11 protein-coding genes are annotated in these 10,891 nt (G+C 43.4%); 8 read left to right on the forward strand and 3 right to left on the reverse strand.

What is annotated here, in order from left to right; all coding sequences use genetic code 11:
- The first annotated feature begins 151 nt into the window (after positions 1-151).
- The 5 genes from BM613_RS12060 (at position 152) to BM613_RS12080 (ending at position 5,102) form a co-directional block, all read left to right on the forward strand.
- Positions 152-415: a hypothetical protein gene (locus BM613_RS12060; RefSeq protein WP_109431431.1), complete on the forward strand. Its 264-nt coding sequence runs from the start codon at positions 152-154 to the stop codon at positions 413-415.
- Between the two features lie 49 nt (positions 416-464).
- On the forward strand, positions 465-863 hold the full coding sequence (locus BM613_RS12065) for an ArsR/SmtB family transcription factor (RefSeq protein ID WP_109431432.1): 399 nt from the start codon (positions 465-467) through the stop codon (positions 861-863).
- Between the two features lie 134 nt (positions 864-997).
- Positions 998-1,468: a MarR family winged helix-turn-helix transcriptional regulator gene (locus tag BM613_RS12070; protein WP_109431433.1), complete on the forward strand. Its 471-nt coding sequence runs from the start codon at positions 998-1,000 to the stop codon at positions 1,466-1,468.
- Positions 1,468-3,210 (forward strand): ABC transporter ATP-binding protein, encoded by a 1,743-nt coding sequence (locus BM613_RS12075; RefSeq protein WP_109431434.1) that lies wholly within the window; start codon positions 1,468-1,470, stop codon positions 3,208-3,210. Before BM613_RS12070 ends, BM613_RS12075 begins: the two co-directional genes overlap by 1 nt.
- The gene (locus BM613_RS12080) at positions 3,207-5,102 is read left to right on the forward strand and encodes an ABC transporter ATP-binding protein (protein WP_109431435.1); all 1,896 of its coding nucleotides are present in this window, start codon (positions 3,207-3,209) and stop codon (positions 5,100-5,102) included. Before BM613_RS12075 ends, BM613_RS12080 begins: the two co-directional genes overlap by 4 nt.
- An 88-nt stretch (positions 5,103-5,190) precedes the next feature.
- On the opposite strand, the gene BM613_RS12085 is transcribed toward BM613_RS12080, so the two are convergent.
- Positions 5,191-5,985, reverse strand: coding sequence for a G1 family glutamic endopeptidase (locus BM613_RS12085; protein WP_181363119.1), 795 nt, complete (start codon positions 5,983-5,985; stop codon positions 5,191-5,193).
- A gap of 219 nt (positions 5,986-6,204) precedes the next feature.
- Here BM613_RS12085 and aspD point away from each other — a divergent pair, with 219 nt between their 5' ends.
- From aspD to BM613_RS12100, 3 genes are all read left to right on the forward strand, one after another.
- Positions 6,205-7,845 carry an aspartate 4-decarboxylase gene (gene aspD, locus BM613_RS12090; protein WP_109431436.1) on the forward strand — a complete coding sequence of 547 codons (1,641 nt, stop codon included), beginning with the start codon at positions 6,205-6,207 and terminating at the stop codon, positions 7,843-7,845.
- Positions 7,846-7,929: 84 nt separating this feature from the next.
- On the forward strand, positions 7,930-9,330 hold the full coding sequence (locus BM613_RS12095; RefSeq protein ID WP_109431437.1) for an amino acid permease: 1,401 nt from the start codon (positions 7,930-7,932) through the stop codon (positions 9,328-9,330).
- A 148-nt stretch (positions 9,331-9,478) separates the two neighbouring features.
- Complete coding sequence (locus BM613_RS12100; protein ID WP_109431438.1) at positions 9,479-9,829, forward strand: ArsR/SmtB family transcription factor; 351 nt, start codon at positions 9,479-9,481, stop codon at positions 9,827-9,829.
- A 50-nt stretch (positions 9,830-9,879) separates the two neighbouring features.
- On the opposite strand, the gene BM613_RS12105 is transcribed toward BM613_RS12100, so the two are convergent.
- On the reverse strand, positions 9,880-10,083 hold the full coding sequence (locus BM613_RS12105; RefSeq protein ID WP_109431443.1) for a cold-shock protein: 204 nt from the start codon (positions 10,081-10,083) through the stop codon (positions 9,880-9,882).
- Between the two features lie 181 nt (positions 10,084-10,264).
- The gene (locus tag BM613_RS12110) at positions 10,265-10,723 is read right to left on the reverse strand and encodes a GtrA family protein (protein ID WP_109431439.1); all 459 of its coding nucleotides are present in this window, start codon (positions 10,721-10,723) and stop codon (positions 10,265-10,267) included.
- Between the last annotated feature and the right edge of the window lie 168 nt (positions 10,724-10,891).

Here is a 10,891-nt window from a genome sequence, read left to right on the forward strand (position 1 = left end):
CCTCGCGATCATTTATTGTAACGCAAATGGTGTGGTTATAAAAAGAGTATATCCGAAATGAGTTTGTAAGGAAGGAGATCTTGACAAAGTACTTCCATAACCATAGTATAATCAATGTATCGATAAATATTGATATATGGAGGTAATGGGGATGGACATTCGCGAAGTCGCTAAAATTAAAGAAGAAAGTGATTCTGGGAAGGTTATTGTTGAATTTAGTGGGGTTGAAACGGAAAAGTTGCAGGATCTAGTCAATGAATGCTCAAGTGGTACATGTTCATGTGGTAGTGAGGAATTTCTCACGAATGTCGAATCATTTGTGTTATCTGAAGATGGGAAGACAATTGAGATCTCAGGCAATGTCAGTGCCAAAGAGGTAGCAGAGACGCTTAAGGATTGGGAAAAAGATTTATAATGGGAATACAGGTTGTGAGTGTAAGTGTACTCACAACCTGATCTATGCGATGCAGAAAGTGGTGAATTCAGCGATGGCACAGAATCGTCATGAGGAGCAAGGGTCTTTTGAGATATTTGTAAAAAAAATAGATTTGCACGATATGTTTAAAGTTCTTTCCGATCCAACCAGGTTGCAGATGTTTCAAATGTTAGATAAGGAGCAAGAAGTTTGTTGTCGTATTGTCCCACAGACATCAGAGATTACAGAGTTGGCGCAGGTTCAATATGGACTTTGTGTACAAGATTTTGTAACTCATTTGCAATTGCCGCAATCCACAGTATCTCATCATCTTTCCTTGTTGAAATCATCCGGTTTAGTAAAAAGTATAAAAAAAGGGCTTTGGGTCTATTATTATCGAGATGAGGCAGTTGTTGCAGAGTTCAAACGTGCCATTCAAAATTTGTAAAATGAAGTTGCAAGTATTTATGGTATTCCTATGGACCAAATTGACTGCAATTTTGTTTCTCTATATAATTAGTTAGGCTAACAAAATATTTGGTGATCTTGTAATTCATTTTATGCAAGAAAAGAGGTTGAGAAGTGACGTTTGATGAAAATTCGACGGCACAGCAAGTATTTCAGGCGTTTATGCGCTTTCGACGTTTGAATTGGCTGAATTGGAATGGAACGGGGCCTAAACCAAGTGATGTTCGTGTCTTGTTTTGTATCAAGAATCATGAAGGGGATCATGCAATGGGCATGAAGTTGTCTGAGATCAGTCAATGCCTGCATGTATCCCCTCCTACCATGACGCAGTTGATTAAAGATTTAGAAGAAAAAGGGCTCGTTCGAAGAACGGTCGATCATTCTGATCGTCGGATCATCCGCATCCGTTTGACTGCGCATGGAGAAAAAACGGTCCAACAAGCGCGCGAAACAGTCGCGGAAGCTTTTCAAGGGTTAGTCGATTTTCTTGGTGAAGAGAAGAGTCGACTATTTTCTTCGCTTCTGTCTGAGGTAGTCGAATTTTATACAGAACATCAGACTCAACTTGAGCGAGAGGATCATTGATGAAAAAATTGTTCCCCTATTTTAAAACTTTCCGGGTTGCGGTGGCAGTAGAATTGATGCTTATCTTTTTACAGTCGCTTTCTATGCTCTATCTGCCGAATTTAATGTCTGACATGGTTGATCAGGGAATCCTGCACGCAGATACCTCATATATTTTGCAAATTGGGGGATGGATGCTATTTGTTTCGTTCTTAGGGATGGGCTGTTCGGTATTGGCTAGTCTGGTCGCAGCAAGAGTCTCTGCAGGTTTTGGAAAGATACTGCGCCAAGAAGTATTTTCTCATGTTGAAGCACTGTCATTACAGGGATTTGATCAATTGGGGACTTCTTCTCTCATCACACGAACGACAAATGATATCACACAGGTACAGCGTTTTGTAAATATGGCGTTACGGATGATGGTCATGGCGCCGATGACCGCTATAGGTGGCATCCTCATGGCCGTCTCGACAGATGCACAATTGTCGTGGATTTTGCTTGTTGCGATTCCGCTGCTTACACTGATCCTCTTTTTTACACTGCGCAAAGGAATTCGCTTATTTCAGATCATGCAGCGCAAGATAGATCAAATTCACCGTATAGTAAGAGAAAATTTATCGGGCATTCGTGTGATACGTTCTTTTAACCGTGTTGCTTATGAAAGAAAGCGATTTGAAAAAGCAAATCGCGAATTAACGGATACGGCAATTGCGGTAAATCACATCATGGCAGCTTTAATGCCTTCCATGATGCTCATTATGAATTTCTCGACAATTGCTATTTTGTGGTTTGGTGGAATTCGCTTAAACAATGGACAGATGCAAATTGGTAGTTTAATGGCTTTTATCCAGTACGTCATGCAAATTTTATTTTCAGTCATGATGGTTTCAATGATGTTTTTTATGATTCCGCGTGCCTCTGCTTCGGCAGCACGGGTAAATGAAGTGCTGGAGTTGACCCCTGAAGTGCAAGATGACAATGGTGTGCAGCGAGGGGAGCAGGGAGTCTTTTCACAAGACGCTTTGGAAATTGAATTTCAAAAGGTGTCTTTTCGCTATCCGGGTGCAGAACAACCTGCGGTGGAAGATATCTCCTTTCGAGTAAAGCCAGGGGGGATTACTGCAATCATCGGGGGTACAGGTTCTGGAAAGTCTACATTGCTGCATTTACTTTTACGTTTCTATGAAGAAGATACGGGCAAGATTCTAGTGGGTGGCATCGATGTTCGCGAATGGCCAAGACAAGAACTGCGCGCGAGAATTGGCTTTGTTCCACAAAAATCGATTTTGTTTTCAGGGAGTGTAGAAGAGAACATTCGTTACGGGAATAACGACGCTTCAGATGACGAAGTATGGCGGGCGGCAAGGATTGCCCAAGCAACCGACTTCATTGCGGCGATGAAGAACGGATTGCAATCGCATATTGCGGAGCGTGGTGCAAATGTCTCAGGAGGTCAAAAACAACGGCTTGCAATTGCGCGCGCGCTTGTGAAAAAAGTGCCCATTTATTTATTTGACGACAGCTTCTCGGCGCTGGACTTAAAGACGGATGCGCAATTGCGCGCTGCACTAAAAAAAGAAGTAAGAGATGCAACGGTTTTACTAGTCGCACAACGTGTGAGTACAGTGATGGACGCAGATCAGATCATCGTTCTTGATAATGGAAAGATAGCAGGAATTGGAACTCATGAACAATTATTAGAAACAAGTGCGATCTATCAAGAAATAGTAAATTCTCAGCTTGCAGAGGGGGAGATCGCATGAATGCGGGGCGAAAAGAAGGAATTGCACAACATTCTCCACTCGCCCGTGGAATTGGTGGTTTTGGTGGACCAGGTGGGGCTTTCATACCGACACAAAAGGCGAAAGATGTTAAGAAGTCGTTAACTCGTTTGCTAGGGTATTTTCGCCCGCATGCGTTTCGTTTGGGAATTGTATTTGGCGCAGCGATCATCGGCACCCTTTTTAGTATACTTGGTCCTAAAATTCTCGGAAATGCAACGACGGATTTATTTGTAGGGGCCATGAGTAAGCTCCGTGGGGAACCCGGTGAAGGGGTTGATTTTACAAAAATCCTCCACCTTCTTTTGGAATTAGGCATACTGTACTTTTTTAGTTCACTATTTAGTTATGTGCAACAGTATCTTATGGCGGGGGTTACACAGAAGACGATTTATGAATTGCGCAGACAGGTTGATGAAAAGCTTTCTCGATTCCCCCTTCGTTTTTATGATACACACTCCCATGGGGATATTTTGAGTCGCTTTATTAATGACTTTGATAACATTAGCAATACACTTCAGCAGAGTCTCACACAACTCATTACCTCAGCGATTACTTTTGTCGGTGTAATCGTGATGATGCTAACCATTAGTCCGCTTATGACACTGGTCGTTTTTTTGACGTTGCCACTAAGTTTTTTTGCAACGAAAGCAATTGCTTCGCGTTCACAGCGACATTTTAGCGATCAACAAAAATCACTGGGACAGTTGAATGGTCATGTAGAAGAGATGTATACAGGACACCTCATTGTCAAAGCATTTTTGCATGAAAAACAGGCGATCGACACGTTCAATGAGATGAATGGGAGATTATATGAGGCGAGTTGGAGAGCGCAATTTATCTCAGGAATCGTCATGCCCTTAATGAGTTTTATTGGAAATCTTAGCTATGTGTTGGTTAGTGTAATCGGTGCGGTATTAGTGACACAAAATGCGATCACCATTGGTGATATTCAGGCATTTATTCAGTATGCACGGCAATTTTCACAGCCTATTACACAGATGTCCAGCCTGACAAATTTGATTCAGTCTACCTTGGCTTCAGCGGAGCGAATTTTTGACCTGCTTGATGAAGAAGAAGAGATTGCGACTGTCATTGCTCCAGTTAAAAATTTTGCGCCGCGCGGCAGAGTGCAGTTTGAACACGTGCAATTTCGCTATAGAAAAGAGGAACCGCTGATTACCGATTTGAATTTAGATGTTAAGGCAGGGCAAACGGTTGCGATTGTTGGGCCGACAGGTGCAGGGAAGACGACACTTGTGAATTTGCTCATGCGGTTTTATGAACTCGATAGTGGGCGGATCTTGTTAGATGGAGTGGATATTACAAGCTTTGAGCGCCATGATCTGCGTCAGATGTTTGGCATGGTATTGCAGGACACATGGTTATTTCATGGAACGATTCGCCAGAACATCGCTTATGGACGAGAAAATGCGACAGAACAAGAGATCATACAGGCTGCACAAGCAGCCAATGCGGATCATTTTATTCGAACATTGCCTGATGGGTATGATACGTTGCTAAATGAAGAAGCAAGTAATCTTTCGCAAGGGCAAAAACAGCTCTTAACGATTGCGCGTGCAATTTTGGCTGACCCGGCGATCCTGATATTGGATGAGGCAACAAGTAACGTTGATACAAGAACAGAAGCGCATATTCAAAGAGCGATGCAACATTTGATGAGTGGGAAAACAAGTTTTGTTATAGCGCATAGACTCTCTACTATTAAAGAAGCGGATCTCATTCTTGTCATGCAAAATGGCAGCGTTGTAGAACAAGGAACGCATCAGGAGTTAATAAAGAAAGATGGATTTTATGCGGAATTATACTACAGTCAATTTGGTTCATGGGAGAAGCAAGAACCTGCCATTTGACGCGTCTTGTCTTCAGGAGTCACCTAGCGATCGTAAGCCAAATGAATGTGCTATGACCGCTAGGTGATCTTATTGAGGATGAATACGTTTATGATGCAGGAGCCGCTGGTGCGGTTGAGCCATAGGCGATATTAAATCCATCTGTGTCACTATCAGGAACGGATGGGGTGGAAACTTGTTGGCGATTTTGAATCATAACGCCTCCATCGCTCGTCACGAAGTTCGGATTACTGCCGTTTACTGTTCCTGGATCGAATGTGGTTTCTCCATAATTGGCTAACGTGGCGACATGGCCCCCAATCGTCGGTGCTTCCTGAATCCACTCTGCTGATTCTGCAGGTCCAGAGTAGGCTTGGGTCGTTGTAAATGACTCGTTTTCGGTGACATCGTTCAAAGTGATTGTCCAATCGCCGTTGCCGTCATTTTTTATGGATGCAGTCATGTGGTCGCCAGGTTGAATCGTCATGTTTGGAATAACGGTCTCAGCAGCGGGTAGTATTTCCCACCAAGCATCGTAGTGTGCCGAACCACTATAATAATCTTGTTCAGTGCCGGTTTGAATCAAGTCACTGTTGTTGAATCCATCAATTCCAATCCAACTTGAAGAATAGGTGGATCCGTGACTGGGTTGCACAGCAGGGACGATCCAACTTCCTGTGATGCTGTTATACTGACCGGCAGAACCAGAAAGTGCATAACCTGACCAGTTGCTAGATGCCCAGCCATAACTGTTTTGCGTGGTACTGCTACTTGGTTTCAGTTTGATGCGCGGTGCGTGCGTGAGTCCTGAACTGGCTGCTGATCCTGGACTTGTAAAAGGTATGGTACAAATGCAACCGCCTACGAGTACGGTTGAAAACAGGAAAACGGAAAGCCGCATCATTTCAGTCACTCCGATCTAAGTTATTTTCTAAAAAGACAATCTATTTACGTATCCAATCATACTATGAACGATTTACTAACATGTGTGACTGGTAGTAACACATGTTAGTAAATCGTTGTGTAGAATTCAGAAAGTATTTTCTTTAGCTTGAGAGGAGTATGGATAAAACGCCCTTTGCAAATAATGACCTACAGCGAAGAGAGAAAGGGTGGCACGAATATGCGGGATCATATGACTGAGAACCGAGAGATGGAGCGTGCATATGAAGGGATTAGCCCGTTTGAGTTTAAAAACGAGTTGATTCAACTAGCGAAAGACCAGGAGAAAAAAAGTGCGCGCGCCCTGCTTGATGCGGGTAGAGGGAATCCCAACTGGACCGCCGCCACACCCCGCGAGGCGTTTTTTGCGCTTGGTCTGTTTGCTGTTAAAGAATCGCGTGAAGTGTGGAATGAAGGAGATTTAGCTGGTCAACCTGCGAAACATGGCATTGCGGCACGACTTAGAAAGTACATCGGAGAGCATTCAGAACAACCTGGGGTTGAATGGTTGGGGAAATTTATTGATTATGGAATTGAACAATGCGGTTTTGATCCGGACGCTTGGGTTTATGAACTCACAGATGCGATCATGGGGGACAACTATCCTGAGCCGGATCGTATGCTGAATTATGTCGAACGCATTGTTCACGATTATGTGTTGCAAGAAATGGCACAATCAGACACCTCGATTCGCGAGTTTGATCTTTTTGCTGTAGAAGGGGCAACGGCTGCAATGTGTTATATTTTTGAAACCCTCCATGCAAATGGGTTGCTTACTACCGGAGATCGGATTGCCCTCATGGTTCCTATTTTTCCTCCCTATATCGAAATTCCACAATTGACTCAGTATAACTTTGAGGTTATCGAGATTCGTGCGACCGAAATGACAGAACAAGGGGAACATACGTGGCAATATCCAGACTCAGAGTTAGAGAAACTAACTGATCCTTCAATCAAGGCACTGTTTTTAGTAAATCCGAGTAATCCACCTTCTGTTGCAATGCGTCCAGAGTCTAAACAATCTCTCGTGTCGATTGTAAAACGGCATAATCCGACCCTCATGATTATATCAGATGATGTGTATGGCACATTTGTGGATGACTACCGTTCTCTGATGGCAGACTTGCCTTACCATACGATTGGAGTGTATTCATTTTCTAAGTATTTTGGAGTAACGGGTTGGCGGCTTGGCGTCATATCAGTACAGCGTGAAAACATATTTGACGATTTACTACAACAACTGCCTATTGAGAAAAAGGTGCAACTTAAAAAGCGATATGCGTCCTTATCGTTGCATCCGGAGCGCTTGCGGTTTATCGATCGGCTTGTCGCAGACAGTCGGCAAGTGGCACTCAATCACACGGCTGGTTTATCGACTCCGCAACAGGTACAGATGGCAATGTTTGCTGGATTTGCGTTGCTTGATCATGAGAGGAACTACCGAAAATTAACAAAAGAAATTTGCCGCCGTCGCAAACGTTTGTTAATGAAAGGGTTATCATTAGAATTTCGAGAAGATCCTTATGATGCGGCGTATTATACAGAGTTTGACTTGAGTGAATGGGCATTCCATCATTATGGGGCGGGATTTACAGAATTTCTTACTAAGAATTACGAACCGATCGACATTTTGCTGCGATTAGCAAGGAAGGCTTCGATTGTTTTACTAAATGGCGGAGGGTTTCACGGACCGAATTGGTCGATTCGAGTTTCACTCGCCAATCTACCTGATGATGCTTATGCAATCATTGGAAAAGAGTTGCATCATGTGTTGGAAGAATACGTTGTAGTTTGGCAGGGACAAAAACAGCCGACGTCGTGATAAAGAAAGTAAATTTGGCAATTTGGCAGTCAGAGTATAGGGGTGTATGTATATTTTCCAGAGTGGTTTAGGGGAGGTGTACGGATGCAACAAGTGAAGCGAAAGTTAATCCCTCATCGATCAGAATATAAAAAAAATCAGCCGTCCAAATCTAAAGGGACACTTAGTCTTGGAGAGTTGATTTTGATTGGCGTAGGTGGAATTGTGGGAGCAGGATTTTTCTTGGGTGTCGGGTCGCCCATTCGTACTGCAGGGCCAAGTGTACTGATTGCCTTTTTGCTTGGTGCATTTATTACGGCGCAAGTCACTGGGGCGGTGACATCGATTGCTACACATCATCCAGTTGAAGGTTCTTTTAAAGTGTATGCAGATCTCTATCTTGGGCATTTTGCGGGGTACATGCAAGGTTGGATTTACTATGTAGCCAGTGTAATGACGATTGCGAGTGAAGCAGTAGCTATGAGCGTGTTTACACGAGTGTGGCTGCCAAATATTCCATTATGGATTTTATCCCTCGTCTATTCCGCTATTATTTTGCTGATTAATGCATTCGGTGTCAAAAATTTCGGGCGTGTAGAGTCTTTCATGAGTGTAATCAAGATTGCCGCTCTTGTTGGATTTATTCTTTTTGTCGGCGGAGCACTCTTATTCGCGCACGGATCGACTGCAAATGGACTGCAATTGCTCGGTTCATCGTACAACGGTTTTTTTCCGCATGGATGGTCAGGAGTTTGGCAGTCTATGCTGATCGTTGTTTTTGCGTATGCAGGCATTGGCGTTTTTGCGACGGCTGCCGCTGAAGTGCGCGACGTTCAAGAAATTGAACGAGGAGCATTATGGACAATCCTTCTTTTGACACTGCTCTATCTCATTTCAATCGGAGGAGTTTTACTGATTGAGCCATGGCAATCGATAAACACAAATACCAGTCCTTTCGTACTTGCTTTACAACATGCTGGAATGCCTGTTCTCGCGGATATTTTTAATGCGGTCGTCTTAGTCGCGTCTTTTAGCGTGATGGCAGGAGCAGTTTTTTCTGCTAACCAAATTTTAGTGAGTTTAGGGCAAGATCATGAAGCACCGCAGTTTGTAACGAAAATGTCAAGACGTAATGTCCCCTATGGCGCACTTGCGAGCACAGCAGTAGGGATTCTCATTGCCATTGGGGCGGCTTATGGGTTACCAGCAAATGTATATCGTTTTTTGATCAGTGCCTCGAGTTTTATGACTTTCTTTTATTGGTTTGTCATGCTTTTGACGTTTGTCAAATGGCGCCGTACGGAAGAAGGGAAAAAGGCGTTAGCCTCGCGACTTGCATTTGGATCGCCATTTAGCACTTTTGTGACGATGATTGCGATTGGTGTGTTGACCGTATATGCATTGTTCCAAAAAGATCAACGGATTGCTTTTTATGCGTTTTTGGTCATTACTATGCTGATTGGTGGGAGCTATGCATTTGTCAGAAAGCGATCAAGTGTAAAGTGACCATAAAATCACATTGTATTGACCCGTTACTCTTAAAATTTTTACGTGTTTGGAATGTGGATTGACATTCTTTACGCCCCAATGGCACAATCATCAAATAGAGACTGTGTTTGTTATGCAAAGACAGGAACTGATGGAGGGTTTTGCAATGGAGGTTGGCGTAAGGGTTGATATTGATTTGGCGTTTAAAGCTTTAGCGGATCCTATTCGCCGCGCTTTGCTTGAGGCGTTAAAAAAGACAGAGTTTTACTGTCGCATAGATGGGGAATCAGTCAATGGGATTTGTGTACAGGATTTGAGTGGCATGTTGAACTTACCGCAGTCTACCGTGTCAAGACACCTTGCGATCTTGAGGCAGGCAGGACTCGTAGAACATCAGCAAAAAGGAGTATGGCACTATTATTTTTGTAATGTAGAAACACTAAAGGCTGTTGAGTCTTGGATCACCACATTGATTAACAAAGGATCGCGCTGTAAGAAGAGTGCATCTTCGGAGTAAGGCGACAGAGTACAGAAGAGCGCCTTACTCTGTTTGATTGTAGAACGGTGTTATTTGAAATCGATATTCGAGTTATTAAGTGAAGGGAGCATTCGCGTAGTCTTCACCATAGGGGATGAGCATTGGCGGCACTTAGGAGAGTCGTCAAACGTAAAGTTAGCGCGCATCCATCCATTACAGCCCTCTTTGGTACAAGCCCAAATCTGCGTGTTTTCCAGAGGGATCTCTTCAGTTGATTTCTTGTGGAAATACATGATTCGCCCTTCTTTCCTTTGGACAAGCAAAATAAAAACTCTCCTTAAACACGCGTTAAGGACAGTTTACTTTACCGTTTACTGACACGATATATACGGATGTGTGTGATCTCCATATTTTATAAATTCAATGATACCATTGTCGGGGCGAGTTAGCAAGTGAAGAGAACTCAGTGTATGTTTAGGAGCGGAAAACAAAAAGGCGTAAAATGATGTAACTAATGGAAGAGGCTAAGAACATTGCCGCGGCTTTTGATAAGTTTCCACTAATGAATAAAGGTAAGTTGAGGATTCGCAGAAAGTAGCGAGCCATAAAAGACAGCACTGCATCATTGATGACGACGTTCAGGCCGCCTTGCAACCAAAAAAGCAGGATTTGTTTCCGGCTGTTTGTCGCCCGATCAGAAAAGGTAAAGCGGCGATTGAGGATATAACTTGTCGTAATCGCACCGACGACGGCAATTGTATTATAGATGAGCAACAAAATGGATGAGCTCGTGGGAAAGGCGAATAGGCAAATGTTTAATATCGCCAAATCAACGAATGCATTGATGAGTCCAACAAGTAAAAATTTTTGGTAGCGCCTTTTAACCAAGGCTACCTTTTTTGGATGTAGCGGTCGATTTGAGACATGGACCATCACGATTCCTCCAGACTGCGCTCATTTAAAAAGGAGTATTTGCAACTTCTATCGCATTCTCCTTGAATCGGTGCGATCGTGTTTACATGAAAAGCTAATCGAGTAGGAGGGGGCGGCTAGCCCCCGACCTCTCACACCACCGTACATGCGGGTCCGCATACGGCGGTT

The sequence above is a fragment of the Sulfoacidibacillus thermotolerans genome (assembly GCF_003144315.1).
GTDB classification, from domain to species: domain Bacteria; phylum Bacillota; class Bacilli; order Alicyclobacillales; family SLC66; genus Sulfoacidibacillus; species Sulfoacidibacillus thermotolerans.

Bases quoted from the DNA above. Each gene is read 5' to 3' on its own strand.
- BM613_RS12060 (WP_109431431.1), top strand. From the start codon at position 152: ATGGACATTCGCGAAGTCGCTAAAATTAAAGAAGAAAGTGATTCTGGG.
- BM613_RS12065 (WP_109431432.1), top strand. From the start codon at position 465: ATGCAGAAAGTGGTGAATTCAGCGATGGCACAGAATCGTCATGAGGAG.
- BM613_RS12075 (WP_109431434.1), top strand. From the start codon at position 1,468: ATGAAAAAATTGTTCCCCTATTTTAAAACTTTCCGGGTTGCGGTGGCA.
- BM613_RS12080 (WP_109431435.1), top strand. From the start codon at position 3,207: ATGAATGCGGGGCGAAAAGAAGGAATTGCACAACATTCTCCACTCGCC.
- BM613_RS12085 (WP_181363119.1), bottom strand. From the start codon at position 5,985: ATGATGCGGCTTTCCGTTTTCCTGTTTTCAACCGTACTCGTAGGCGGT.
- aspD (WP_109431436.1), top strand. From the start codon at position 6,205: ATGCGGGATCATATGACTGAGAACCGAGAGATGGAGCGTGCATATGAA.
- BM613_RS12095 (WP_109431437.1), top strand. From the start codon at position 7,930: ATGCAACAAGTGAAGCGAAAGTTAATCCCTCATCGATCAGAATATAAA.
- BM613_RS12100 (WP_109431438.1), top strand. From the start codon at position 9,479: ATGGAGGTTGGCGTAAGGGTTGATATTGATTTGGCGTTTAAAGCTTTA.
- BM613_RS12105 (WP_109431443.1), bottom strand. From the start codon at position 10,083: ATGTATTTCCACAAGAAATCAACTGAAGAGATCCCTCTGGAAAACACG.
- BM613_RS12110 (WP_109431439.1), bottom strand. From the start codon at position 10,723: ATGGTCCATGTCTCAAATCGACCGCTACATCCAAAAAAGGTAGCCTTG.